This is a genomic window from Chitinophaga sp. RCC_12, from assembly GCF_041360695.1.
Taxonomy (GTDB): Bacteria; Bacteroidota; Bacteroidia; order Chitinophagales; family Chitinophagaceae; genus Chitinophaga.
Genome location: NZ_JBFUPS010000001.1, coordinates 294,350 through 320,514, shown reverse-complemented (window position 1 = coordinate 320,514; position 26,165 = coordinate 294,350). Strand labels below are relative to the sequence as shown.

29 protein-coding genes are annotated in these 26,165 nt (G+C 48.9%); 11 read left to right on the top strand and 18 right to left on the bottom strand.

Translation table 11 applies throughout. From position 1 onward, the window contains the following. Position 1: 1 nt before the first annotated feature. The 3 genes from AB6805_RS01415 to hisD are packed head-to-tail and all read left to right on the top strand — an operon-like array spanning position 2 to position 3,516. Entirely contained in the window at positions 2-1,156 is a 1,155-nt protein-coding gene (locus AB6805_RS01415) for a glycoside hydrolase family 172 protein (RefSeq protein ID WP_370907679.1), read from the top strand. Between the two features lie 27 nt (positions 1,157-1,183). After that, a complete protein-coding gene (locus AB6805_RS01410) occupies positions 1,184-2,233 on the top strand; it encodes a family 43 glycosylhydrolase (RefSeq protein WP_370907678.1) in 1,050 nt (349 codons plus the stop codon). Between the two features lie 5 nt (positions 2,234-2,238). Then, entirely contained in the window at positions 2,239-3,516 is a 1,278-nt protein-coding gene (gene hisD / locus AB6805_RS01405) for a histidinol dehydrogenase (RefSeq protein WP_370907677.1), read from the top strand. Here the strand turns inward: hisD and AB6805_RS01400 are convergent. Continuing rightward, the gene (locus tag AB6805_RS01400; protein ID WP_370907676.1) at positions 3,513-4,391 is read right to left on the bottom strand and encodes an AraC family transcriptional regulator; all 879 of its coding nucleotides are present in this window, start codon (positions 4,389-4,391) and stop codon (positions 3,513-3,515) included. The genes hisD and AB6805_RS01400 overlap by 4 nt on opposite strands. Before the next feature lie 34 nt (positions 4,392-4,425). Between AB6805_RS01400 and AB6805_RS01395 the strand changes: the two genes are divergently transcribed. Beyond that, entirely contained in the window at positions 4,426-6,672 is a 2,247-nt protein-coding gene (locus AB6805_RS01395; RefSeq protein WP_370907675.1) for a DUF2961 domain-containing protein, read from the top strand. Here the strand turns inward: AB6805_RS01395 and AB6805_RS01390 are convergent. The 5 genes from AB6805_RS01390 to xth form a co-directional block, all read right to left on the bottom strand. After that, a complete protein-coding gene (locus AB6805_RS01390; RefSeq protein WP_370907674.1) occupies positions 6,669-7,418 on the bottom strand; it encodes an AAA family ATPase in 750 nt (249 codons plus the stop codon). The two genes, AB6805_RS01395 and AB6805_RS01390, sit on opposite strands and share 4 nt — an antisense overlap. A gap of 23 nt (positions 7,419-7,441) precedes the next feature. After that, the gene (locus AB6805_RS01385) at positions 7,442-8,212 is read right to left on the bottom strand and encodes a carbonic anhydrase family protein (RefSeq protein ID WP_370907673.1); all 771 of its coding nucleotides are present in this window, start codon (positions 8,210-8,212) and stop codon (positions 7,442-7,444) included. 167 nt (positions 8,213-8,379) lie between these two features. Next, entirely contained in the window at positions 8,380-9,681 is a 1,302-nt protein-coding gene (locus AB6805_RS01380; RefSeq protein ID WP_370907672.1) for an esterase-like activity of phytase family protein, read from the bottom strand. 82 nt (positions 9,682-9,763) lie between these two features. Beyond that, positions 9,764-10,012: a DUF4342 domain-containing protein gene (locus AB6805_RS01375; protein ID WP_370907671.1), complete on the bottom strand. Its 249-nt coding sequence runs from the start codon at positions 10,010-10,012 to the stop codon at positions 9,764-9,766. Positions 10,013-10,068: 56 nt separating this feature from the next. Then, positions 10,069-10,845, bottom strand: coding sequence for an exodeoxyribonuclease III (gene xth, locus AB6805_RS01370; RefSeq protein ID WP_370907670.1), 777 nt, complete (start codon positions 10,843-10,845; stop codon positions 10,069-10,071). Positions 10,846-10,991: 146 nt separating this feature from the next. Between xth and AB6805_RS01365 the strand changes: the two genes are divergently transcribed. From AB6805_RS01365 to AB6805_RS01355, 3 genes are read left to right on the top strand one after another with little or no spacing between them, the layout of a single operon-like run. Beyond that, a complete protein-coding gene (locus tag AB6805_RS01365) occupies positions 10,992-11,693 on the top strand; it encodes a DUF2461 domain-containing protein (protein WP_370907669.1) in 702 nt (233 codons plus the stop codon). A gap of 45 nt (positions 11,694-11,738) precedes the next feature. Continuing rightward, positions 11,739-12,368, top strand: a complete 630-nt coding sequence (locus tag AB6805_RS01360) for a trans-aconitate 2-methyltransferase (protein ID WP_370907668.1) — start codon at positions 11,739-11,741, stop codon at positions 12,366-12,368. Positions 12,369-12,410: 42 nt separating this feature from the next. Continuing rightward, positions 12,411-12,890, top strand: a complete 480-nt coding sequence (locus tag AB6805_RS01355) for a hypothetical protein (RefSeq protein WP_370907667.1) — start codon at positions 12,411-12,413, stop codon at positions 12,888-12,890. Here AB6805_RS01355 and AB6805_RS01350 read toward each other — a convergent pair. Together AB6805_RS01350 and AB6805_RS01345 are read right to left on the bottom strand one after the other, a co-directional pair. Then, entirely contained in the window at positions 12,887-13,363 is a 477-nt protein-coding gene (locus AB6805_RS01350; protein WP_370907666.1) for a group II truncated hemoglobin, read from the bottom strand. The two genes, AB6805_RS01355 and AB6805_RS01350, sit on opposite strands and share 4 nt — an antisense overlap. Positions 13,364-13,503: 140 nt before the next feature. After that, entirely contained in the window at positions 13,504-13,887 is a 384-nt protein-coding gene (locus AB6805_RS01345) for a response regulator (RefSeq protein ID WP_370907665.1), read from the bottom strand. Between the two features lie 113 nt (positions 13,888-14,000). On the opposite strand from AB6805_RS01345, the gene AB6805_RS01340 reads away from it, so the two are divergent. Continuing rightward, positions 14,001-15,455 carry an aminoacyl-histidine dipeptidase gene (locus AB6805_RS01340; RefSeq protein WP_370907664.1) on the top strand — a complete coding sequence of 485 codons (1,455 nt, stop codon included), beginning with the start codon at positions 14,001-14,003 and terminating at the stop codon, positions 15,453-15,455. Positions 15,456-15,495: 40 nt separating this feature from the next. Here the strand turns inward: AB6805_RS01340 and AB6805_RS01335 are convergent, their stop codons facing one another. The 4 genes from AB6805_RS01335 to AB6805_RS01320 all read right to left on the bottom strand — a co-directional run bounded on the left by AB6805_RS01335 (position 15,496) and on the right by AB6805_RS01320 (position 18,746). After that, complete coding sequence (locus AB6805_RS01335; protein ID WP_370907663.1) at positions 15,496-16,389, bottom strand: hypothetical protein; 894 nt, start codon at positions 16,387-16,389, stop codon at positions 15,496-15,498. A 36-nt stretch (positions 16,390-16,425) separates the two neighbouring features. After that, positions 16,426-17,655: an MFS transporter gene (locus AB6805_RS01330; protein ID WP_370907662.1), complete on the bottom strand. Its 1,230-nt coding sequence runs from the start codon at positions 17,653-17,655 to the stop codon at positions 16,426-16,428. 15 nt (positions 17,656-17,670) lie between these two features. Continuing rightward, a complete protein-coding gene (locus AB6805_RS01325; protein ID WP_370907661.1) occupies positions 17,671-18,108 on the bottom strand; it encodes a MarR family winged helix-turn-helix transcriptional regulator in 438 nt (145 codons plus the stop codon). A gap of 71 nt (positions 18,109-18,179) precedes the next feature. Continuing rightward, on the bottom strand, positions 18,180-18,746 hold the full coding sequence (locus AB6805_RS01320; protein ID WP_370907660.1) for a Crp/Fnr family transcriptional regulator: 567 nt from the start codon (positions 18,744-18,746) through the stop codon (positions 18,180-18,182). A 203-nt stretch (positions 18,747-18,949) separates the two neighbouring features. Here AB6805_RS01320 and AB6805_RS01315 point away from each other — a divergent pair, with 203 nt between their 5' ends. After that, positions 18,950-19,636: a type 1 glutamine amidotransferase domain-containing protein gene (locus AB6805_RS01315; protein WP_370907659.1), complete on the top strand. Its 687-nt coding sequence runs from the start codon at positions 18,950-18,952 to the stop codon at positions 19,634-19,636. A 56-nt stretch (positions 19,637-19,692) separates the two neighbouring features. Here the strand turns inward: AB6805_RS01315 and AB6805_RS01310 are convergent, their stop codons facing one another. Together AB6805_RS01310 and AB6805_RS01305 are read right to left on the bottom strand one after the other, a co-directional pair. Then, positions 19,693-20,070, bottom strand: coding sequence for a DoxX family protein (locus AB6805_RS01310; protein ID WP_370907658.1), 378 nt, complete (start codon positions 20,068-20,070; stop codon positions 19,693-19,695). 14 nt (positions 20,071-20,084) lie between these two features. Beyond that, a complete protein-coding gene (locus AB6805_RS01305; RefSeq protein ID WP_370907657.1) occupies positions 20,085-20,549 on the bottom strand; it encodes a hypothetical protein in 465 nt (154 codons plus the stop codon). A 122-nt stretch (positions 20,550-20,671) separates the two neighbouring features. On the opposite strand from AB6805_RS01305, the gene AB6805_RS01300 reads away from it, so the two are divergent. Beyond that, entirely contained in the window at positions 20,672-21,307 is a 636-nt protein-coding gene (locus AB6805_RS01300) for a MarR family winged helix-turn-helix transcriptional regulator (RefSeq protein ID WP_370907656.1), read from the top strand. On the opposite strand, the gene AB6805_RS01295 is transcribed toward AB6805_RS01300, so the two are convergent. The 3 genes from AB6805_RS01295 to AB6805_RS01285 all read right to left on the bottom strand — a co-directional run bounded on the left by AB6805_RS01295 (position 21,304) and on the right by AB6805_RS01285 (position 23,734). Next, the gene (locus AB6805_RS01295) at positions 21,304-21,867 is read right to left on the bottom strand and encodes a hypothetical protein (protein ID WP_370907655.1); all 564 of its coding nucleotides are present in this window, start codon (positions 21,865-21,867) and stop codon (positions 21,304-21,306) included. The two genes, AB6805_RS01300 and AB6805_RS01295, sit on opposite strands and share 4 nt — an antisense overlap. 93 nt (positions 21,868-21,960) lie before the next feature. After that, positions 21,961-22,674: a hypothetical protein gene (locus AB6805_RS01290; protein ID WP_370907654.1), complete on the bottom strand. Its 714-nt coding sequence runs from the start codon at positions 22,672-22,674 to the stop codon at positions 21,961-21,963. A 115-nt stretch (positions 22,675-22,789) separates the two neighbouring features. Next, positions 22,790-23,734, bottom strand: coding sequence for a hypothetical protein (locus AB6805_RS01285; RefSeq protein ID WP_370907653.1), 945 nt, complete (start codon positions 23,732-23,734; stop codon positions 22,790-22,792). A gap of 130 nt (positions 23,735-23,864) precedes the next feature. Here AB6805_RS01285 and AB6805_RS01280 point away from each other — a divergent pair, with 130 nt between their 5' ends. Next, positions 23,865-24,680, top strand: coding sequence for a trans-aconitate 2-methyltransferase (locus AB6805_RS01280; protein WP_370907652.1), 816 nt, complete (start codon positions 23,865-23,867; stop codon positions 24,678-24,680). On the opposite strand, the gene AB6805_RS01275 is transcribed toward AB6805_RS01280, so the two are convergent. Continuing rightward, positions 24,658-26,154 carry a family 43 glycosylhydrolase gene (locus AB6805_RS01275; RefSeq protein ID WP_370907651.1) on the bottom strand — a complete coding sequence of 499 codons (1,497 nt, stop codon included), beginning with the start codon at positions 26,152-26,154 and terminating at the stop codon, positions 24,658-24,660. The two genes, AB6805_RS01280 and AB6805_RS01275, sit on opposite strands and share 23 nt — an antisense overlap. Between the last annotated feature and the right edge of the window lie 11 nt (positions 26,155-26,165).

The window sequence follows — 26,165 nt, the reverse complement described above, 5'->3', positions numbered from 1 at the left end:
CATGAAACATTTTGTCTTTTTATTACTCATGATATCATTCGCTGGTTTACAGGCGCAGGACCTCGCCGGTCTCACACTCATTAAAGAGCACGTTACCACAAAACGGATCAGCAGTTACGACAAGGCCGGTGGTCCGAACGACAACCTGCAACACATTGAAAACGGCGGTAAAAGAACCCTCGTGGATATCAAGGGCGCCGGCATTATTAACCATATCTGGATCACGATGTGGCCCGCCCCGGATAAACTGAGCCGCAACGATGTGATCATCCGCATGTATTGGGACGGGAAACCATATCCTTCCGTGATATCGCCCATCGGTCCCTTTTTCGGACAAGGCTGGAACGAATCTTACCCTTTTACATCGTTGCCGCTGGCCGCTGCCCCTATGGACGGCACCAGCCTGGTGAGCTATTTTTCGATGCCTTTTTCCAACGGGGCAAGAATAGAAATAGAGAACCAGTCTGGCACGGAAATACAACCTTTTTATTTTTGCGTGGACTATGTGGAAATGCCCAAACTGCCCGCCAATACCGGCCGCTTTCATGCCTGGTACAACAAACAGCTCATGGGATCGCAGGATAGCATAGAAAATGAGCATTGGATCTTTGGACCCGAAGGACAAAATACCGATGGCCGCAATAATTATGTAATAGCAGATATCAAAGGCGAAGGGCATTTCGTCGGCATAAATTACTATGTGCAATCGCCTACACCTTTATGGTATGGAGAAGGGGATGATATGATTTTTATAGATGGAGAAACAATACCATCCCTCAATGGTACCGGTACGGAAGATTACTTTAATACTGCCTGGGGTCCCAAAGTATTATATACGCATCCATATTTCGGGTATGCAAGGGTGAACAACGATATCGGCACACTTGGCCGCACGCATCTCTATCGTTTTCACATCACCGATCCTATCTATTTTAATAAGTCGCTGAAGTTTACCATCGAACATGGTCATAACAACGAGATGACACTCGATCTTGCCAGTGTGGCCTATTGGTATACAAAGGAAGCGTTGCCGGTGCCGGACATCCCGGATGCCAAAGCCCGCAGGCCCATGCCCGCAATCAACTCATACGATATCCACCGCTGGCGCAATGAGTGGCGGAAAAACAGGGGCAAGGATCCGAAGTTATGGAACTAACTATTTCATCATCATACCTCTTACTACATGAAAAATATATCCTGGTTATTACTGCTGTTTTTTAGCATGTCTTGTACAGGCAAAGCAAAAGACTCCACCGTGGCGCCGCCGCCGGCGCCTGCGGATACCACCTTCTCCAATCCGCTGCTGGACGGCGGTGCGGATCCCTGGGTGTATAAAAACGGCAATGCTTATTACTTCCTTTGTACCAATGGCGGAAATATTACCATCCGTAAAACCGCCGCCATGTCGGAGTTGAGAAATGCCATTCCCAAAGTGGTATGGACGCCTCCTGCCACCGGCGCTAATTCAAGAAATATCTGGGCGCCGGAACTGCATCGCCTACAGGGCAAATGGTATCTGTATTATACAGCCGGCGCTACATCCGACCTGGCTACGCAACGTTTGTTTGTGCTGGAAAATGAGGCTACGGAACCATTGGAGGGTGTTTGGAAAGACAAAGGAAAAATAGGCGATCCGCAGGCGGACTTTTTTGCTATCGATGGTACGGTGCTGACTTACAACAACAAAAACTATTTTATCTGGAGTGGTCAGATCTCCGGGAAAGACATCACACAACGTATCTACATCGCCGAAATGGAAAACCCCTGGACCCTCAAAACAGGCAGGGTACAGATTTCCATGCCGGATTATGACTGGGAAAAACACGGTTCGCCGGTAAATGAAGGACCTGAAATACTGAAGGGCCCCGATGGACAGCTCATACTGATCTACTCTGCCAGCAGTTGCGGTACCGATGATTATGCACTCGGTCTGCTGCGCCTGAAAAAAGACGGTGACCCGCTCAATCCTGCACACTGGACCAAAGCCAGCCAGCCGGTGTTTACGAAGAGCATTGCCAACAGTGTGTTTGGTCCCGGTCACAATGGCTTCTTTAAATCGAAAGACGGGAAAGAAGACTGGATCATTTATCATGCAAATCCTCATGCAGGCCAGGGCTGCGGCGGCGCACGGAGTCCGCGTATCCAGCCGTTTACCTGGCGCGCCGATGGCACTCCCGATTTTGGAGAAGCCCTGAATCCTTATTATAAACTCAAAAAGCCCTCAGGGGAATAACTATTATGGCTGTTTTTTTAAAAGAAGGAAAGAGTGAAGCGGCATTAAAAGCCACTGATGCACAGGTAAAGGAGACGGTGGAGAAAATGATCAGTGAGATAGAACAGCACGGCGACGCTGCCGTGGTGAAGTATTCCGCTTCCCTGGATCGCTGGTCGCCGGCAGCCTTCCTGTTATCGGCCGAAGCTATCCGGGAAATTATGGCGCGCACACCAGACCAGGTGATCCGCGATATCCGGTTTGCGCAACAGCAGATCCGTTTTTTTGCGGAGCAGCAACGCGCTTCCATCCACGATATCGAAATAGAAACACTGCCGGGCATCTTCCTGGGGCATAAAAATATCCCGGTCAACAGCGTAGGGTGTTATATCCCCGGTGGGAGATACCCGATGGTGGCCTCTTCGCACATGAGTATCCTCACCGCAAAAGTAGCCGGTGTAAAACGGGTCATCGCCTGCACGCCACCGATCAACGGCCAGGTGCCGGAAGCCACTGTTTGTGCCATGCACCTCGCAGGAGCCGATGAAATCTACATTTTAGGCGGCGTGCCTGCGCTGTGCGCCATGGCAATAGGCACTGGGTCCATTACCCCGGTGGACATGATTGTAGGGCCGGGAAATGCCTATGTAGCAGAAGCCAAACGGCAACTCTATGGCAGGGTGGGCATTGATCTGTTTGCCGGTCCCACGGAAATACTGGTGATTGCAGATGAAACCGCCGATGCTGAAATGGTGGCCTGCGATTTATTAGGGCAGGCAGAACATGGCCCCACCTCTCCCGGTGTGCTCATCACCACTTCTGAACAGCTGGCCCGTGAAACCCTGGTGGAGATAGAAAGACAGCTCGCCTTTCTTTCCACTGCGGACATCGCCAGGGTGGCCTGGGAAAATAATGGTGCCGTGATATTGGTAAAAGACGAGGCGGAAGCCATCGCTGTAGCAGATGAACTGGCCAGTGAACACGTGGAAGTGCTCACCCGCAACCCCGGCGTATTCCTGGAAAAAATGACCAACTACGGCGCCTTGTTCCTCGGTCCTGAAACCAATGTAGCTTACGGCGACAAAGTGATTGGCACCAATCATACACTGCCCACCCGTAAAGCGGCAAAGTATACCGGCGGACTATGGGTAGGTAAGTTCCTGAAAAATTGTACCTATCAGCGTTGTACGCCGGAGGCCAGCGCTATGATTGGCGAATATGCCATGCGGCTGTGTGAATTGGAAGGATTTGCAGGACATAAAGCACAGGCTGCCCTGCGCGTAAAGCGTTATGGAAAAAACTAGCCCGTTTTGGCCTGCACGTATACCTTCTGGTATTGCAGCGGCGTTTTGTGTGTGAGCAGTTTGAACTGCCGGTTGAAATTGGAGAGGTTGTTGAATCCACACGTATAGCCTACCTGCGACATGGGCAGGTTGTTTTCTATTAGCAGTTTACAGGCATAGCCAATGCGTACTTCCATTAAAAACTGCCAGTACGTTTTCAGTGTCCTGGATTTGAAATACCGGCAAAACGAATTGGGGCTTACATTGGCCGCCGCAGCCACTTCTTTGAGGGTAATTTTGTTACGGAAATTATTGAAGGTATAATGATAGATCTTGTTGATGTTATCGGTGTTGATGATATTGTAGGAACTGGCGAAACCGATGCTCGACAGCAGGGTACAGTCTTTTGAACCGGCGATGGTGTCCAGTATGTTGAGCAGGGAGGTGATCCTTTGTACCTGCCCGGCTTTGAGGATGTTCTCCATTTCCCGGCTGATCAGTTCACGGGTAACGCCGTGTATCCGGATGCCGTGCCTGGCTTTTGCAAGCAGTTCTTTTATTGCTGTCAGTTCCGGCAGGTCCAGGAAACCGGCGCCCCAGAAGTGGTCCCCGAAATGTATGGCAATGGCTTCTATCTGCAACCCGGGTTGATCCTGGAAGTAAATGGCATCGCTCCGCCACATGTGCGGAAGTTCACTGCCCAGCAGCACCAGGTCGCCATCTTCAAATCTTTCCATACTGTCGCCCACCAGCCGCATACCACTGCCCTTGCGGATCAGCGTAAGTTCAATTTCCGGGTGGTAATGCCAGTGATTATAAAGGTAAGGGTAGATGTCTTCCCGGATGCTGAACGAATAGTTATGGCCGGTGTCAACCTTACGCAGAATCGGTTTCATACAACGGAATTATATAATGAAGCTAATACAATTTATGATAGTTGCAAAACACATACACCCGCTGAAATCATGCGTGACAACGTATTTACGGTATACCTGCCTGCTGGTGCTTGTCCTCTGTAAATCCGTGCTGCCGCTTCAGGCCCAGCGCCTCCCCGTGATACCTGCCGGCGCCGATGCATACCGGATGTGGGACAAATGGCCTTCCCAACGGTTCGGAATGCGAACTTATATGAGAAGCACCTACGACCGCTCCGGCAGCAATGAAGCGGCCGACGCCAGCCACTATCTTTTTATGAACGGCGAAACGGATAATGTTACATTGGATGTAACGGGAACGGGTATACTTTATTTTTTTCGTACCAACCACTGGCACGGAAGTCCCTGGCATTTCACTACAGACGGACAGGAACATACCGTAAAGGAAACCGCTACCGAAGATCCTGTAAACGCCCTCCGGAACATTAAAGCAAGCGCCTTCATCCCGGCTGCGCCGTTTCCCCGCCCGCTGGCCTGGACCTGGGGCGACACCAAAGGAGCAGACCTCATCTGGACACCCATTCCATTCCGGCAATCCCTACGCATCGCGTATTCCCGCACACACTATGGCACAGGGTACTACATTTACCAGTTGTTTGCCAACCCCCGCAATCTTTCACAACGCATCAACAGCTGGGATATAGAAAAAGCACCCGATAAAGACGTGGTAGCGCTGCTCAGTAAAGCAGGGCAGGATATTGCATCGGTACATATACCAACCCGCCAGGGAACGGTAGCGCTCAACCAGGAAAAGGTAACGCTGACGGATATACGCGGTATGGCGGTAGTAAGGGCCCTTAAATTCACTATTCCGCTGGCAGACGCGGAAAAACTGGAAAGACTCCGCCTGCTGGTTACCTGGGACGATGCATCCCTTCCTTCCATAGATGCACCACTCAGCCTGTTCTTTGGCGCAGGTACCCTGCACAACGCGGGCGCCCGGGAGTACCTTGTAAAAGGCTTCCCCATCAATATCCGTTATGATAGTATCCGGCAGAATGTAGTGCTGGCCTGCTATTATCCGATGCCGTTCTTTAAAGCGGCAAAGTTTGAACTGGCCGGTATCACACCAGGCGAAACTTCCATTAACTATGAGATCCGCTACCGGCAACAGCAATTGCGACCCGCATTCAGCAGCTATTTCCATGCTACTTACCGCGATTTCCCATCGCCGGAATTGGGAGAAGATCTAACGTTGCTGGATACACGTGGAATGGAAGGTAAACCCGAGTGGTCAGGTAACTTTGTTGGCACCTCTTTTATTTTTACGCATAGCGGCGATCTCGGCACGCTGGAAGGGGATCCACGTTTTTTCTTCGACGACAGCCAAACGCCGCAGGCACAGGGCACCGGTACGGAAGAGTGGGGCGGTGGCGGCGATTACTGGGGCGGGAGGAATATGTCGCTTCCCCTTGCGGGGCATCCCTGCGGCGTAGCCCGGAAGGAACAGGCAAAAGAAAAAAAAGACCTCATCCACTCGGCTTACCGTTTTCTCCTCGCCGACCTCATGCCCTTTGGACGTAATGCCCGCATCCAGCTGGAACACGGTGTGGACAACCGCTCCACCGAACACTATGAATCCGTTACCTACTGGTATGGACTGCCCGCCCCTTCTTTGATAAAAACAGATGAACTGGATATCGGTGATCCGGGCAGTGAACAACAACATGGCTATCATTCGCCGCAGGCATCTCCGGTAGCAACCATTGTTTCCCGTTACGAACTGGGTGTTGATTCGCTTACCATTAAAGGACAGGGCAGAAAGGAAATCTACCCGGTACACACAGAAGATGGCCGTTATACCACCGGCGTGTCGGAATTCACCATCCGCCTCGATCCCGCCAACGTTGGTGCGCTGCTGCGGCGTACACTGGATTACAGTCACCCTAATCAAAAGGCAGCAATATATATCGCAGACGACAACGGAGACACCACCCATCGTAAATGGAAGTCCGCCGGCACCTGGTACCTGGCCGGCGCCAATACCTGCATGCATAGCAATCCGCCAAAGGAACTGGATAAAAGGGTGTATGAAGTGCAAACCAGTAACCGCCGCTTCCGCGATGATGAATGGTTGATACCAGCCGCCCTTACAAAAGGACGCAGCCGCATCAGGGTAAGGATCGTATTTATGCCGGTAGCACAGGAACTATACCCGGGACTTAAATTCCCGGGGAAAAACGCATGGAGTGAACTGCGTTATGCCGCCTATAGCTATGTGGTGCCTGATTTTAAAGATTAAACATCTTCCAGCAGGATTTTCACCATGTTTTTGTAATTATTGATAAACTGGTGAGAGATCTTATAATTTTCTGTGGCGGTATAACTGGTTTTTTGGATCCCGTTTTCTGTCAGCTGGTAAATAAGGGCATCGGGATAAGCCATTACAATAGGGGAATGCGTGGCAATGATAAACTGCGACTGCTGCCCGATCAGCTGGTGCATCCTTGTGAGCATGGCCATTTGCCGCGTAGGGGAAAGCGCGGCTTCCGGCTCATCCAGTATGTACAGGCCATTACCGGAAAAGCGATGCACCAGCAAAGACCAGAACGCCTCCCCGTGTGATTGCTCGTGCAGGGACACGCCGCCGTAACTGTCAATCACCCGCCGGCCCATACCTTCCCGGTCCAGTTCTTCAATGTTGGTACCCACGTTGAAAAAGCTCTCCCCTCGCAGGAAAAAGCCATCCTTTGCCCGTATTGCCGCCCTGGCTACCCGGATATACTGATGTAATACGGAATGGGAAGCACGCGTGGAAAATGTGAAGTTCAATGATCCGCCTTCGGGGTTAAAACCGCAGGCCACCGCAATGGCTTCTATCAGGGTGGATTTTCCCATGCCGTTTTCACCGGAAAGGTAGGTAACCTTCGGATGCAGCTGCAGGGTCGAAAAGTTTTTCAACGCGGGTATATTAAAAGGATATTCCCCCGGAGCAGTGATCTTTTCCCTGTTGAGTGTAATGGCCGTTAATCCCCTTTGTGTAAGCATAGCCTTGCCTGTTAGTGTAGCTGTTAAAAGAAAGTAACCTTTCCGCTGTTCATATCGTAAACGCCGCCTGTAATGATCAGTTGCTTCTTTTTTTCCATTTCTGCAATGATAGGGCTGTTTTTACGTATATTCTCTACCGTTAGCCTTACGTTTTGCTCGCAAACAGCATGTACATACAACTCATTTTTGCTGTTCATATCTCCCTTAAACTCCTTAATGCTGGTAACTGCCGGCCGTATTTTTGACAGCAGCGCGGTAATATTGCCCAGTTTTACATTATCGATGGCCGACTTAATCGCGCCGCAATGCTCGTGGCCCAACACCAGGATTACCTTTGCGCCGGATACTTTGCAACCGTATTCAATACTACCCAGCATATCTTCATTCACAATATTCCCCGCCACACGCGCCACAAACACATCGCCGATTCCCCTGTGAAAAACATCTTCCACGGGTACCCTTGAATCCAGGCAAGACAAGATCACTGCCTTGGGAAACTGGCTCAGTGCCGCTGCCCTTACCCTGGAAGAAGTATTCCTGATCGTTAAGCGGTCATTTACAAAGTCCTCATTTCCCTCTTTTAAAATATCAAGCACTCTTTCCGGTGTCAATGACTGCTGTTCGTTGGACGACAGTACTTTATTTTCCAGCACATCGGTGCTGTCTACAGCAACCTCCTTTTTTGTACTGCTGGTATCGCTGTCTTGTTGTAACCCTTTTTTCTTGCCCGGGTTGCCACAGGCGTATACCAACAGGAGGAATGTGATAACAGATAATCTTGCAGGTATCTTCATAAATTTTTTTTAAATGATTAACGGAAGACTTGGCATGTACAAGCTAACAATCCGGCAAATAACATTGTTTTATTTTCCGGAAAGATAAGCGAATAATGATCACAGCCTTATATAAAAATACAACGCCCGCGCTTGGCGCAGGCGTTGTAGGTTATGGTAATGTATCGTTAAAACAACGGAGTAGCCAGTTTAATAAAATAAACAGTATTAAAATCTGTTTTGCCGGTAAGCGGCAGTATTTTCTGGATATAGGTATTGTTAACCGGATCGGGGGGAACGATGCCAAAGTCATCATCGTTGCTCACTGCCAGGGTAGTGCTGTTCACCAGTACAATACCTTCCGGTTTATCATGCGGGTAGCCGGCGATATCTTTCAACAGGTCAACCACCAGCGATTTGGAAACGGTTTTGATACCTGCTGCCTGCAGTTCTTCATCGGTCAGCACTTCCACTGTTTTGCCATTCACCAGCTTCCCGCCTGCACCGTCGCCGGCATCAGAAATATCAGTAGCTGCCGACAGGTCGATTTTATAGATCCTTTTAATCAGCGATGGTTTAACCGGATCGCCGGGGAACTCACCATCGCGCTCCAACACCAGGAAGGTATTGTTGCTGATTACGGTGATTTCACTGTTAGCGGTATTTTTATTCTCCAGTTTATAGAGGTATTGTTTAGTTTGACCGGAGGCGATATCATAGGTGAGGATGCGGGTAAACAGGGAGTTTTTCACCGCATCTTTGGTAGGATTGTATAAGGGCGACTGCATAATGCCTACCAGTGTTTTGCCGTCAGGGGTGATGGTAAGCCCTTCCATGCCACGGTTGGCGCGGCGCATCGCAAATACTTTAGGGATCTTCCTGCCGCCGGTGCCGGTACCAAAAGGATTGATCCTTTCCAGTGTTTTGCCGCTTCTGTCGAGATGCACCAGGTGCGGACCGTATTCGTCACTCAACCAGAAAGTACCGTCAGCTGCTACCGTAAGCCCTTCACAGTCGATGCCTTCTGCATCTACAGGAAGTGTTTTACCATCTTTGTCCAACGCCGTTTCCCCGGTACCGCCTGATCCTGCAGGATTGGGAAGCCCCGTTACCGGTACGTTTGCAGCAGACTTGATATGAATGGTTTCTACCAGTACGAGCGAGTCGCCATTCAGCTTGAATTTTCCGATCTGCGGATTAAATCCCGGTACGGCAAATACTTTGGAGTCCTTGATGGTGCCATCCGCATTCGGGCCGCGGTCGGTCATCAGGTAAAAATAACCAGGCTGCCCGGGCACGTTTGCAATAGAAGATCCATAACCGCCATTGTAAACTTTTACACCGGCTGTGTTGGTGGTCATTACTACCGCACCAGCCAGGGTGGCTTTGGCAGGATAAGACGTATTGTTGTTATCAGGAGGGGTGTCGTTTTTCTGACAGGCAAAAAGGAACACAAATCCTAATGGAGCAAAGTAGCGTACTACAGTCATAGTGGTTGATACGTTTAAGGCGCAAATGTGCCCTTTCCGTATGAAGACTGTGTTACCGCAATATTATCAAATCGTGAAATTGCTATTCTTTTTTGGGCTCTCTTTCCACGGTAATGCTGCACTCGCCGATCAGTGCCGCCAGTGCGCCAACTGCTGCAAAAACGGGCGCCAGTAATGCACCCACTACGCCAATGGTCAGCGGGAAAGTCATCAGTTCTTTTCCTTCTTTATCTGTAATGGTAATCTTCCGTACATTCCCTTCTGCAATCAGCTCTTTGATCTTTTTTAACAGGTTTTCGCCGTGAAGGGTGAAAGTTTCTTTTGTGGTCATAGTCTACAGGTATTTGTCTTTTAAGGTACTAATATTTGGCGGGATAACGGTGATGTTCATACATCCGTAAGCTCTATCCACACCGGCGCATGATCACTGCTCTTTTCCCAACCACGCACATGGCGGTCCACACCACCGGCAACGAGACGGCTATCCAGTTGCGGGCTCAGTAAAAAGTGATCGATACGCAGGCCTGCATCGCGGCCATATGCATTGCGGAAATAATCCCAGAAGGTATAGATCTTTTCATCAGGGTATAGTTTCCGTATGGCATCTGTCCAGCCCTGATCTCTCAGGTTCCTGAATGCTTCGCGCGTTTCGGGGCGGAAGAGGGCATCATCTACCCAACGTTCCGGCTTGTATACATCCTGTTCCGTGGGCATTACGTTATAGTCGCCCGTAAGTACCACCGGCGTTTTGGCCGCCAGCAGCTCTTTGGCATGCGCCGTGAGACGTTTGAACCAGCTTAACTTATAATCGAACTTGGGACCGGGAGCGGGGTTGCCATTTGGCAAATAAAGACAACCAATGGTGATGTTATTAATTTCGGCTTCTATATAACGGCTGTGGATATCCTCGGGATCCCCGGGAAGCGCTCTTCTTATTTCTTTGGGTTCACCTATCCGGGAAAGGATGGCTACGCCGTTCCAGCTTTTTTGTCCGTGCCAGATGGGGGAGTAGCCCGCATCGCGGATGGCTTGCTCCGGGAATTTTTCAGGAGGTGCTTTTAATTCCTGTAAACAGGCCACATCAGGCGCCGTTTCCTTTAACCAGCGAAGTAATACCGGAAGACGCCCGTTGACGCCGTTAACATTATAAGTGGCTATTTTCATGGATGCTGTTTATTCATTTGGGTTCGTAATTAGCAACACAATCACGCTGCCATGTGCTTTGTGAATATAGGCAATTATCTGTTTCCGTTTGTCGCCGCAAAGGGAAAAAACTTACTTTTGTAACCTGTTACAAATAACGGAACATCATGGCAAAGAAGAACACATCACAACCACACATACACCAGTCGGGCTTTCATTTTTTAAGTAAATTAAAAGAGAACAACAACAGGGACTGGTTTAATACCCACAAAACAACTTATCAGCAAGAGCTGGGCCTGGTAGAAGAATTTGCAGAAGCGCTGCTGGCCGAACTTTCGGTGCATGACCTGATAGAAACGCCCTCCGGGAAAAAAAGCCTGTTCCGCATTTACAGGGATACCCGCTTCTCCAACGATAAAACCCCTTATAAAACTCATTGGAGCGGCAGCTTCCGGCGCGCCACCAAATTCCGCAGGGGCGGATATTATTTTCATATAGAAGAAGGTAACAGCTTCGTTGCAGGCGGATTCTGGGGCCCCGTTCCGGAAGACCTGAAGCGGATCCGGGAAGAAATCGCGTTTGATCCGGCACCGCTGAGAAAGATCCTCAACAGTAAATCTTTCAAAACCTATTTTAAAACACTGGAGGGAGAACAGTTGAAAACTGCGCCGAAAGGTTTTGCCCCGGATCATGAAGCGATCGACCTGCTGCGTCATAAACAGTTTGTACTGGTAAGGAAGTTTACTGATAAGGAGGTGTTGAGTGCAGATTTTCTGAAAGAAGTAAACCTCACCTTTAAAGCCATGCGCCCGTTTTTAGATTACATGAGCGAAGCGCTTACAATGGATCCCAATGGTCTTACAGCGTAATTGCCCTCGTTGAGGCAGTTGCCTGTTATTTTCATACATTCAGGTATGGACAAGCTACAGCAGGCCATCAACGTTTTTGATAAACGTGCGGTCCAATACCAGGATAAGTTTATGGACGTGGCATTATACCACGATTCATTTGATCTTTTCTGCAACAATATTCCCAAACACGAGGCGGCTGTTTTGGAAATCGCCTGTGGTCCCGGCAATATCACCAGATACCTGCTGCAGCAGCGGCCGGACATTCACGTGCTGGGAATTGACCTGGCGCCCAATATGCTGGAGCTGGCACGCAGCAATAATCCGCCCGCGGAGTTTCTGCTGATGGATGCCAGGGATATCCTCCAGCTAAACAAACTATTCGACGGGATCATGTGCGGGTTTTGCCTGCCCTATCTCAGCCGGGAAGAGGCCGTGAAAATGATCGGGGATACCGCCCGCTTGCTGGCGCCGGGTGGCGTGTTTTATATCAGCACGATGGAAGATGATTATGCCAGATCCGGCATTCAGCGCTCCAGTGCGGGCGATGAGCTGTATATGTACTATCATCAGGCGGACTACCTGGTAAATGCTTTGGAAGAAAACGGGTTTAAGATAATGGATCTCCAACGGAAGCAATACCCCGCCGCTGATGGAAGTATTACCACGGATCTGATCATTATTGCAGGAGTATAACCTTTGTGAAAGAATTTATATATTAGTCCTTAAATTATCCCTATGGCCGACGAGACTTCCACCATTTTTGACAAAGATTTTTCCGACGAATCAGGTGTACGCCGTCGCGATATAGCACCACTGGCGCTCAAAATATATGCGTGGGCCTATCTCGTGTTATCCCTGTTTTCAGTGCTGAGCAGTTACTTTGTGTCCAGAAGATTCCGCGATGCGTACCAATGGGATGAATTCAGCACCACCGTTCTTTTTTCCATTGGCAGTACTATATTATTTCCCATAATGAGGTTTGTGCCTAACCTTTTAATTTTGCTGGAGAAGAAGTATGCCGTACTGTTAGCCCTGATCGCCACTTCGGTTTCCATGCTGGCATGGTGTTACTCGGCCTATATCATCGTAGCTTACGGAGGTATGAATCTCATTGTAATGGTCACAAACATCTCCTGGTTAGCAATTGAAATCCCTTATCTCGTCATCCTGCTAAAAATCAGGACGGACTGGGAAAAGGGCAGGGGCCGGCCTTAGGGAATATAAGGTCCGCCGGGTTCTCCCCATCCCCACTTAGGCATCGGTTCATCCGGCTTCAGGGGTACCTCCGTTTCGCTGGAGTTGATCACGGCTATACGTGTTCCCCATTCGATATACGCCACAAAAGCAGACCTGAATTCGGGATCATCCGGCAGGTTCAGCGTGTCGGCCGTTTCTATCAGCAGTTGCACCCATCTTTTCCGGTGCTGCTCTGTAAGGTGTTTTCCGAGGTGTTTTTGGATCATCTTAAAATGAGAGCCATCTTCTTCACTATACATTTTTGGTCCGCCGAAAACTTCCGCAATAAAATGCGCTACATGCAATTGATGCGCAGGCGACATATGCCGGAATACCGGCGCTAACAATTCATCCTGCAATACCTTGTCGTAAAAGGCATTCATCAGCTTTTCAAATACGGGCATACCGCCGGCCCATTCGTATAGTGTGGGAATTTTTTTCTCTGAAGTCATTACCGGATGCTTGATTATGCTAAAGATAATAATTAAGCAGCCAAGTTAGCAGGAGTAACAATGCAAAACAAGCGCCTACCAAAAAGTAGGCGGGGTTATTCACCCGGTGTTGGGATGAAGCAGCGCCGGGTGAGGTTATTTTAATTCAACAGTTTTTCAATAGAGTTGTACAGCATTGTTTTATTAAAAGGTTTCTCCAGGAACAGATCTGCACCATTGGCCAGCGCCACATCCTTTGCAGCCGCATCCATTCCTGAAATCATGATGATCCTGGTGGCCGGATATTTTTCCTTGATATAACTGATAAAGTCCAGTCCGTACCCATCCGGGAGCCGGTTATCCAGCAATACAATGGCTGGTGGCTGCTGTTGAAAATATTCCACAGCATCGGAAATTGTTTGTACATGCTCTATCTCCATCTCTTTCCCGTCGAGCAATAAATTGATGAGTAAACACATTTCCCCTTCATCTTCCACTATCAGGAGCTTCTGTTTGGGCGTGGTGTTCGTAAGATTATGTTCCATAAAATTGGTTTAAATGTGATTGTTGACGCGGGATAAAAGTTTAAAAACCGTACCAAAGCAACCGGGGATGAATTATCTTTACAAATACCTTCATCAACGGTTAAAATATTTCAATGGAAATAAAAGATTTATCACCAAAACACTTATGGCAGCATTTTGCTGAACTGAACGCCGTTCCCCGCGCTTCCAAAAAGGAAGAAAGGGTGATCGCTTTTATGATGGATTTCGGAAAACGTCTTGGCCTGGAAACCACAAAAGACGCCATCGGTAACGTAGTCATCAAAAAGCCCTCAACCCCCGGCATGGAAAACCGGCAAACGGTTATCCTCCAGTCGCACCTCGATATGGTTCATCAGAAAAACAGCGATACGGTATTTGACTTTGGTATCCAGGGCATCGATATGTACGTGGACAACGACTGGGTGAAAGCCCGTGGTACCACACTGGGTGCAGATAATGGCATCGGTGTAGCGGCTATCATGTCCGTACTGGCGGCAAAGGATATCCCGCACCCCGCCATTGAGGCTATGTTTACGATCGATGAGGAAACGGGCATGACCGGCGCCAAGCAACTGGACCCCGTTAACTTCTCCGGGAAGATCCTCCTGAACCTCGATACAGAGGAGGAAGATGAGCTGACCATCGGTTGCGCCGGCGGCATCGATACCAACACAAAAGGCGTTTATAAGGAAGTGCCCGCAGGTAAAAATGCCATCGCATTTCACATCAGCATTAAAGGATTACTGGGCGGCCACTCCGGTATGGAAATTCATAAGGGCAGGGCCAATGCTAATAAAGTAATGAACCGGTTACTGTATAAAGCCGCAGGGCAGGTAAATATCCAGCTGGCCAGTTTAGACGGCGGAAGCCTCCGGAATGCCATCCCACGTGAATCACAGGCCGTTGTAGCTATTCCGGCTGCGGATAAGGATAAATTCATGAACGTTATCAGTGAATTCGAAGCCACTATAAAAGAAGAGTACAAAACCATAGAGCCCTCCTTCGTACTGGAATGTAAGGAAACGGCGATGCCTGCGCTGGTAATGGACCCTGCCTATCTCCCGCAGCTGCTGCGTGCCATCTACGCAGTGCCCAACGGCGTGTTCCGCATGAGCCCTGATATCGCCGGACTGGTGGAAGCGTCTTCCAACCTCGCCAGGGTACAGGCCAAAGAAGGTGTTTTTATCACACAGTCGCTGCAACGCAGCAGCGTGGAAAGTACCAAAAGCGATGTAGCCACTGCCGTAAGCGCCGCATTCGAAATCATCGGCTGCGAAATAAACCAGGGTGGCGACTACCCCGGATGGAAACCCGATGCTGATTCTGCAATACTCCGGTTATTACTGGCCTTGTATAAAGATCATTTCAGCCATACGCCTAACGTAGGGGCCTGTCATGCCGGCCTCGAATGCGGTATCCTGGGTGCACACCTCGGCAACCCGGATATGATCTCTTTCGGTCCTACCATCCGCGGCGCGCATTCCCCGGATGAAAAGGTACAGATCTCTTCCGTTGGAAAATTCTACGATTACCTGCTGCATATTCTCCGGGAAATACCGGTTAAATAAATGTGAAGAATAAATGTTGTGGTTGTCCGCTTCCGGGCAATCACTTTCCCTTCTGCACATAACGGAAACGGATCATCGCATTTTCTGTTTCTGAAGAAGTAACTTTTAATTCATAGCGCTTGTCGCTGGTTAAAATAATCATTTTAGAGGTGTTAGGCGGAATATCGCCGAGGTTATTGGCATGTAATACCAGCTCCTGGTATTCCTGCGTGGTATCAGCTGTAAGATGAATGCGCAGCGGGCTGCCGGTAAGTTCCTGCCGGTCGGCCACTTTTGCGCCGTTGAAAAATACGGTTACGGTATCGTGATCAACGGTGCCGTAATCATACAGGCTGATATCTATACCCGGACTGCTGATATCATAGCTACCCTGTAGCCGGTTTCTGCGTGCTGGCACAAGCGGTACTGTGTCTGGTTTAGGAGGAGGAGTAGCCTCCGATGGAGGAAATCTTTTCCCGCTGCCGGGAATTTCCAGGGCAGCAATTGCCGCCCCGCTGAGCTTCGATAACCGCAGCACCCTCTTCGTATGCACTTTCCCGGTGTACTTTGAATAGCTGATCATGCTTCCCTGCAGCACTATTTCTCCATCAATATCAAACAACTTCAGGCTCATGACTGCCAGCCGGGCGCTATGATTTTTAGGGATGGTGAGCTGATTGAATTTTATCTCTTCAAAACGCCAGTTGTCGGCGCTGTCGTTTCGTTGGCCGGTCACCGTTAGTTCGCCATACAGTTGCGGCGTTTCGTAAAACCAGGCAGTGCCGGTGTATTTCCCGGCTGCGGTTTGTTTTATATCCATAATGTAACTGCCGGTGCCATAAAACCATCCCTGTGATTCGGCGGCAGCGTAGCCTTTCCATATGCCTTCAAGGTTTTGTGCACGGAGTGTGGCAAACAGCAGGAGTCCGCAGCAGGTCAACAATATTATTTTCATCCGGTTGGTTAACATATGGCCTTAAAGATAAGGTTTCTACGCATGCGCCGGCAATGCGGTTACTGGTTGTAACCGTTGTTGCCGGAAAAGGAGCCCGCCGATAACGATGGTCACCAGGCCTTGCAGCAACACGGTATTGGGCGTGCCTATCCATTGGGAAATAGCGCCTACCAGCAGTCCGCCGAGTGGCTGCATGCCGAAAAATGCCATCGCATAAAAGCTGATCACCCGGCCGCGCATCGCGGGGTCTACGGTCGTCTGGATCAGGGTGTTGCTGATCGTGATTTGCGACATCATGCCAAAACCAGCTACCGTGGCAAATATCAGTGCAACCGGATAAATAGTGGAGTGGGAGAATAGCACAAGGCCTGCGCCGAATACCAGCGTGTTAAACGCCAGGATCTTCCGCAGGTTTTTCCCTGGTTTCAGGGAAGCCAGGAAAAGTGCGCCGCAAAATGCGCCCATCCCGATGGCGCTGTCTATCACTCCAAAGGTGGACGCATTGCCCTTGAAAATATCTTTGGCATATACCGGCATCAACGTGCTGTAAGGCAATACCAGCAGGCTTACAGATGCCAGGGTAACCAATATCAGTGAAATAGCGGGTGTTGCTTTGATATAGGCAAACCCTTCTTTCAGCTCTCCCAGCATATTGGTAGTACGCACTTTCGCGGTGTACGCCGGCAGCTTCATACACAGCAACGATCCTATTACGGCAATAAAGCTGATGGCGTTTATACCAAAACAAATGTCTTCTCCGAATTTTTCAAGTGCCAGCCCGGCGATGCCGGGGCCAATGAGCCTCGACAAATTCACCATCGAGGAATTCAGCGCCAGCGCATTGGGGAGGTCCGCTTTGTTCTCCACCATTTCATAAACCAGCGATTGCCGCGCAGGTACATCAAATGCGTTGATGAGCCCCAGGAAAGCGCTTAGTCCAATGATCTGCCACACCTCGTAGTGCTTAAAGTAGATCAGCACCGTTAATAAAACTGCCTGGAACATAGATGCAAACTGGGTTATCAGCAACAGCTTGTACCGGTTATACCGGTCAGAAGCCACACCGCCCAGGAAAGAAAAAACAAAGGAAGGAAACATGCTCGCAAAAAGGGTGAGCCCCAGCATGAACTTGGAATGTGTTTGCGAATAGATCACCCAGCTGACCGCAGTTTTCTGCATCCAGGTGCCTATCAGCGATATAGACTGACCACTGAAATATAACCGGTAATTACGACTCTTGAAAGCATTAAAAGTGCTGATGTTCATGATAGTTCCCCGCTTTTATTCGTACTCCACCAATTTTGACAAAGGCCCGATGGCTGCCAGCAGGGTCGCCTGCTCTTCTTTCGTGCAAACCTCGCTGATCGCCTTGCCTAACCATTCGTCCCGTTCTTTCCGTACCCGCTCGATCCGCGCTTTGCCTGCTGCCGATAAGGAAATATGAATCTTCCGCTTGTCGTCGGGAGAGGCCGTCCTGTTGATTAAATTCAGCTGGAAAAGATGCTGGAGTAATTGTCCCATTGATTGCGGCGTCATTTTCTCCATTACTGCCAGTTCTGCCGACAGCAGGTAATCGTGCTGGTCCAGTAATACCAGCACTGAGCGCTCACTCTGTGATAGCTGCTCATTTGCCGGCGATAGCTTTCGCAGCTTTCTCACCAGCCTGGCAAGAAGTGGACGGAGTTGTGCGGCAAGTTGATGCGGATTTCCGGAAGCCATATAGTAAGGTAAGATTATAAGTTTACCTTACAAATATAGTAAATTATTTCCGGAGATAATAAAAGGAATAGTTACTTCCCTGAGAAACGGCTCAGCGTTTCACGCGATACGCCAAGATAGGCGGCAATCAGTGTTTTGGGAACCCGTTGAAAAAGCGCCGGGTATTGTGCCAGCAATTGTTCGTAGCGCGACCGTGCATCATTGTTGAGCAGCGATAGGATCCGCTGCTGCGACGCCACATAGCCGGAAGTGGCTTTTACCCGGAAAAAATGCTCCATTTTATGGGAAGCTTCACAGAGCTTCTTTTTATTTTCGAAAGATAAACACAGCAGGGTAGATGCTTCAATACAATCAATATTCAGCTTTGCAGTTGTTTGGTTTACGTACGCATGGTAATCGGTGATCCACCAGTTTTCCATCGCGAACTGGATAATATGTTCTTTACCGGCTTCATTAAAATATGCCGCTTTTAACAGGCCGCTTACCACAAAATATTCATGTCCCACCAGGTTGCCCTCCTGCACCAGGAACTGGTGCTTACGTAATTTCTTTTCGGTGAAGTACGACTGTATATGATCGAATTCCGTATCGGTGAGTGGGGAGATTACTTCAATATGTTGCCTTAGCGCATTATTCATAAGATACAAATTAACATAAAAGCTGTGACCTGTATCACAATTAAATGGTGATCTGTTTCCTTTCGCCGCATATTTATAAGTACCAACTTTGTGCAAAAATCAGGTAAATGAAAACTAAAAAAACGGGCTTATTGCTGTTACTGTTGCCCTTTCTGGCTTTTCAGGCATATAGCCAGCACACAAAAAAAATTAATCATCAGTCTATGAAAAAAATACTTATTGTAGTGACTTCCTTCAGTGAAGTAAAAAGCACCGGGCATAAAACCGGTACCTGGATAGAAGAATTTGCCACACCCTACTACCTGTTTACCGATAAGGGGTTCCAGGTAACCATTGCGTCACCCGCAGGTGGAAAGGCGCCCATTGATCCAAAAAGCACCGCACCCGATTATAGCACGGCATCAGTAAAAAGATTTTTCAATGATCCGGCAGCCCAGGAAAGATTAAATCATACCGTTTTGTTGAAAGACGTGAAGGCAGCGGATTATGATGCCGTGTTTTATCCCGGCGGACATGGCCCCATGTGGGACTTGTCAGATAATGCCACCTCCGCGCAGCTGATAGAAACATTTTATGCCGCCGGAAAACCCGTGGCACTGGTATGCCATGCACCTGCTGCACTGAAAAATGTAAAGGATAAGAATGGCGCGCCTTTGGTAAAAGGAAAAAAAATATCGGCATTCACCAACAGTGAAGAAGTAGCCGGACAAACTACCGCTGAAGTACCTTTTTCTTTGGAAGATATGCTGAAGGAGCGTGGAGCAAACTATGTGAAAGGGGCCGACTGGCAGCCCTTTGCAGTAACCGATGGGAACCTTATCACCGGGCAGAACCCTGCTTCCGCACAGTTAACAGGCGAAAAAGTAATCGCAGCCCTGGGCGCGAAATAATATAACAATAGTAATAGAAAGCCTTCAGACATACCCGGTCTGAAGGCTTTATTTTTTTAAGCAACCACCACGGGAGGATGCAGTTTGTGATAGTAAGCATAGGAAACCACCAGGCTTACAAAAAATGAAGTATGACCTATTTCCAGCAATACACTGTCGCCGCTTGATAAATGCGCCACCGCCGCCGAAATCAGGGTTATACCAAACCCAAAATAGGCGAACTCCCGGAGCTTCGGCGGCGTAAAGGGCAATAGCAGCGCCAGTGAGCCCAGCACCTTGGCAATGGTAAGTTCTATCCGGAACCAATTGGGCAGCCCCAGGTGAGCAAAGGCGCCTTTCATTTCAGGATTGAAAGCAAAATTAAAGGCGCTCCATAACATTACGCCGGTAAGGATAAGCGTGGCCGTCCAGTAAATGATTTTATCTTTTTTCATGATGTTCAGTTTGATCAGTTGAATTTGTAAACACTCAACAGGATGATGATGAAAACGAAAAGTAATTGTACTGTGTGGAACAAACGGATGTTGCCCCTGATCTTTTGAACGGTGCCGGCAGACGTTTCAAAAGATTTCTTTAACTGCTTTTTCTGCCGTTGTCCGAAAAGGAAGGTGTTGAGGATAATAACGATCACCAGGCCGAACTTTATCCGGAACCACAACTGTTCGCCAAAAACGCCATGCGTCATGTACATGATGCCTATGCCGGAAAGAATGATCAGCCCTATTCCTACTCTCATTAACACCGGGAAAACAGAGATGGCCTGCATCACCGTGGCGGCTTTGCTTTTATCCACGTCGTACTGCTTCCAGAACTGCCGGAAGCCTACAAAATCCGCTACCGAAGTACCGGCGAAGAGAAGAAATCCTATGAGATGGAGCACAACGAAGCCCTGGAAAATAAACTGTGTTGACATCTGACTATGATTTTTATATGACAGAATCGAAATAATATTAGTAAATGTATAACGGAAATACAGTAAAAACAAAAAATCCGAAGTATTTTTTCTATTATTGCTTCGGAAATAAAATATCTGGTATGAATAAAGCCGTAGAACTGATGACTGAATGGGGAGCTTTTGATGATCAGCATCCGGAAAGCAGCATTGAAGAATTTTGCAGGCATTACCTGGCAAGCAAGCAAACCCGGAAACCGGTTCCGCCGGAAGGGAAGTTTCTGCCGGTACAAAGCGATGGTGTATTAATGCGGGTAATAGGAAGAATCTTTAAACTACACACCATTTACACGGTGGCGGCGCTGGATGGCACCGGTATCAACACGATCGACGAATATTCATTGCTCAATACGGTTGCACAGTTAAAAGAACCCCGGAAAACAGAAGCGATCTACGCGGCGCTGCAGGAGCTGTCTACCGGCACGGATAAGTTAAACCGGCTGAAAAAACTGGGCTACCTCACCGAATATGACGATAAAGAAGACAAGCGCTCCAAACGGTTAAAAGTAACGCCCAAAGGAGAAAAAGTACTGATCCAATGCAGGCGGCGGATCAGCCAGCTCGCGGAAGTAATGTTCCACGACATGACCGACGATGACCGTAAGTTATGCGTGCAGCTCCTGAAAGGCGTGGAAACAAAATTCGCCGGTATCTGGCAATCGCACAAAGGAAAAGATTTTGAAGAGATCTATGCGGAGATCATAACGGATAAAGGTTAGTACTTCATATCAAACCGCCCGTCTGTCATATGAACGGTATCACAACCTGCGGTTATCAGCGTACAGGTAAAGGTGCCGGCAATGATTTTTTGCCCGGTGTCCAGCTTCGTGATAACCAGCTGCCCTTCCTGTTGCACCTTTGCCGCATCCATTCCAATATACTCACAACCGGTATGGGTGCGCATTAGCAGCCGGGTATATACAAAGGCTACATCCGCCGCAGGCGTGGTAACAGGATAAGTTCCCGTTTTATTTAAGTTGGTGGCGATGATCTGGAAACTCCGCTGCACGGAGTCGCCAAAGTCGAACCGGGTCATGGATACATTAAAACTTCCGTTCCTGGTAGTAGGGTCATAATATGCGGAGGGATTGGGCAGGCCTACACTTCCGCGTGGAATGAACACCTTCCCGTTTACCAGGCTGCCAATAGTATTTTTACCTTCCTGTGTGATGGAGGGCAGCGTATCCGGAATGGAGGAAGGAGGGATCACGGTTCCCCGGCCGCAGTGAATACTAAACAGGGAAAAGGAAAGAAGCGCTATACAGAACAGTTGTTTCATGGGTCTTATTAAGAGGATATGAAATTAGGATATTCTCAAAATAAAACGGGAAGGGCCGGCAAAAATTGCCAGCCCTTCCAAGTCATTTTACGTTTACTTATCTACATCCATGCAGTAAGTAACACAATGCCATACTTTATTAAAATCCTTGCCTTCATGTTGTCCGCTGGCCTCTTCGGTAAAAGTACCTTCCAGCAGGTAGCGGCCTGCCCATGCGGGTGAAAAAGTAACGTCACCAGCCTGACCGGCTTTGAATTTCTTAGTCCATCCCTCCGGCGACTGTACGGTTACTTCACCGGCCGCAGGAACAGCCTTCTTATAGCTTAACTGCACGGTAGCCGGCTGATGCAGCTTGTTTGCTTTTTTGAGATTCGTTAGTAAGGAGAAATCCGTATGTTCTTTTGCGTTGTCTGCGCCGGTTAAAGTATTGTTGACTTTCACCAGCCCCATCGCATAATAATGGATCTTACTGCCGCTGTATACTTCCTGCACGGTATGATCAATCGCTAACAGGTGCGTACCGGCAACAGCAGGCGTAAAGGTGGCGGTAAAGTAATTGCCGTTGGCGGTACAGGTCAGTTTTTCTTTTTGTCCGTCGGGTTTTACCAGGTACAGGGTAAAATCTTTCATATTACTGAACCAGTGCTGAATAGAATCGCGCTCGTTATCGGCATATTCTCCCAGGAAAACTTTCACTTCCTGTGCCTGCCCGATCTTCCCGGTAGTAACGGTTTCGATCCAGATAGCATGGGCAAAAAGTGACTGAAGGCTACAGCATAAAATAACAGAAAACAGGAATTTCTTCATTATATCTTAATTTATAAATGGCGCATCATCTGCAATGCGGCAAAGCTATGCCCGTAGAGGCTCGGCCGGTAAGCGAAAAGGGAATATTATTTACGCAATCGGGAAAAATCAGGCGCTATTCTATAGTAATGAGATAATGCAGGAGCCGCTGCAGATCCTGGTTTACCGACCGGACGGTAGATTGCAGCTCATTCACCATGGCCGCACGGGTATGCAGATCATCCGCTTTATATACGCCGCCCTCGCCAAAAAATAATTGTTTGTCTGAGGTGCTGACATCACCTCCAAGATCAAACCGCTCCCATCTCTTTTTGACATTAGCCGCCAACGATATCTGTCCGCTGTTACTGAAATGTTTTTCATTCAGCACATACCAGGTAAAAGGAGGATAAATGGCAGAAGTATCCGGCATATACCAAATGTCTGACAACACATTCCGGAGATGCGCAAACCTGATTTTCTTTCCCGCTGCATTGATGGTTAATGCACCCAAACCGGCGGACAGCAGACCCCCGCCAATGGCCACCACATTCTGCGGACCCTGTTCCCTGATAGCAACCGTCGCAATAGTAGTCAGCGCGCCGGTAATGATAGAGGCAACCGTTAAGCGGGTATTTCTTTTACTATTGAAGTTGTCGAGATATTTGGCCAGCTGGTCGGCTTTTTCGCCTTCACAGTCCAGCTCCGCAGCCACACCGGCAATTTCCATGGTGGCAAGCAGTAAACGGTGCTGAATCTTCGAGCGGAGCTCAGCTCTTCGCATCATCCCTTCCAGAGAGGTATCTCCGGCTATGCCCTTCATTTGCCGGATCAGGAACAGGGTGCCGGTAGCATTAGCCATCAATACTTCGTGTACCGGTAAATCGGGATTCGCTTTGATCAGTGAATCGGTATTCTTCAGGGGAATAGTATCCTGGCTGTTGCTGAAGGCGGCCGCCGGCGCGCAGTAGTTGCCGGTAATCGTCAGCTCAGTACTGTTGATCACCCGGGAGGTTTTACAGGCGTACAACAGTAGCAGCACCATGCTGGCAAAAAGCAAAGGGAAACGGCGTGTTTTCATGCAGGCGTTTTTCATCATACACTACAAACAACCCGCTAAATGGTTTATATAGTCCTGAAGTATCACTTATTTCTGTTTACAAAATGTTATATTTAAATTCATCTTTTCCTGACCAAACAACAGATCCTCCATGAGTAATACCGCAAATGAAAGAGCCGCCATGCCAAAAGATAGCAGCGTTTTAGACAGCAGGAGTTTGCAGAACAGCTACGCCACGCTGGTGCCATTGCTCAGGGAAGGCATTAGGGTGCTGGATGTTGGCTGTGGTACCGGCGCCATATCTGCCGGTATTGCCGGCGCAGTGGGTAAAACAGGAAGCGTTGTGGGCATCGACAGCAGCGCGCACCTGATCGCTAAAGGAAACACGGATCATACGGATCTTTCTAACTTAACACTGCTGGAGGCCGACCTGTTCGCCTACAATCCGGCAGAAAAATTTGACCTCATCGTTTCTGCCCGTGTGCTGCAATGGTTAAGTAATCCACGCGAAGCACTGCTGAAATTTAGATCCCTGCTAAACCCGGATGGCTATATTTCTATTTTAGACTACAACCATCACCAGCTGGAATGGACGCCTGCGCCACCGGAAAGTATGCAGCATTTTTACAAGGCATTCCTTGCCTGGCGTGCAGATGCAGGCATGGATAATGAAATTGGGGATCACCTCTCCGGGCATTTTGAAGCATTGGGCTTTCATCACATCACCGTGTTGAACGCCGATGAAATATACACCCGCGGCGAAAGCAACTTCGCAGAAAAAGCAGGCATCTGGTCCAAAGTAGCGGAACTCAGAGGCCCGCAGATGGTGGAAAGTGGTTTTATCACAGAAGAGGAGCGCACCCGTGCCATTACAGATTACCAGGCATGGATCGCGGAATCAGCGCAAAAGATGGTGATGAAACTGAAAGACGTGCAGGCCCGGATTACTCCCCTACATACGTACTAAACTTCAGCACCCGGTCCTTTTCAATAGTAAATGCCTGTCCGCAGTCGGCGCTGTAAGCGGAAACACCACCGCGGGCTTCGTCCTTATAAGTGATGCCATAACAACCGCTGGCCGTGGACGACCGGATCACCATCACATAACTGCGTTTGGCCGCTACCGTTATACGCGGTTGTATGGTAACCGGCGCCGGTGACCAGCTCAGGCTGTCGCGGGGAATGGCCCCCTCATACAGCGCTTTTCCTGTTGCCGGTAATCCCTTGTCATTTGCCGGGTAAATGCTGATATGCAGGTCATCGTCCGGATAGCCACTTTTAAAAGCAGTGATGCTTACAGCCGTAAGCACGCCTGACCGGGTAGGAGTGAAGCTTTGCGAACGCTGTATACATCCGTTAATGTCGCACTGGAACCGGAATCCTTCCTGCCCGCTGCTGTTGTCGGGCTTCACTTTCATAACAGGAGTCGAAGCAGCGCGCAAGGGCAGCTGTATGCTGTCTTTACAAACAATAGGTTCAATAGCGCCGTCTGCTGCAAAGGAAAGCGGCGCCCAATAGTAATTAGCCAGCGCTTCATTTTTTGCTGCATTGTTCCACAGATCACTGCCATACAGGAAAACGCTGTCGCCGTTGAGTTTAATAAGCGATACAAAAGAAGGTTGTCCACCGCAGGATCGATCGCTGATCTTTATTCCATCAGACCATGGGCCCAGCGGCGACGCCGCACGGCGATAAGAAGTGCCAGTACCTGCACAATAGCCACAATTAGGATCGGAGTACAACAGGTAGTAACTGCCATTGCGCCGGAAGAGCGCCGGCGCTTCGGTATTCCCTTTTGTCACTGCTTTTACATGCTCCCCGCTGCCAGTCAGATAATCAGCGCTGAGCTTTTCAATTACAATGGTGCCTTTTGTTTGCCAGTCGGTATACGCAATATAAGCGGTGCCATCTTCATCTACAAAGGTATCATGATCACCATTGTTCAACCCGGCAATGGCGCCATTGCTGTTCACTGCCATCCGGGGCTCCGCCACTTCTGTAAACGGACCTGTGGGTTGCTGGCTGGTAAATACGCGGAAGCCGGTACGGTTATCATATACATTGATCCACAGTACATACTGTTTTGTTTTTTTATTGTAGATCACATGCGGCCTGAAACAGCCGTAGGTACTGCCGTTGCAGCGTGTTTGCCATACCGGTGTGCGGGCGTTAAATAAAAAGCCTTTGTCGGTCCACTGCTGAAGATCTGTAGAAGTATATACTTTAAATCCACAAAAGGGGGCCTCTTTTCTGCCCCATTCAAATCCACAGCCATAGCTGGTACCATAAAGGTAATAGGTGCCGTTGAAATAAGCTATTTCACCGTCGTGCGCATCAATAGCCGCGCCGGCAGTACTGAAGCGGATAGTTTGTTGTTGCTGCGGGTTGAAGTTAACAAGCGACGAATTCGTTTGCGCATGCACGTTATACGTTAATAACAACAGGCAGCAAA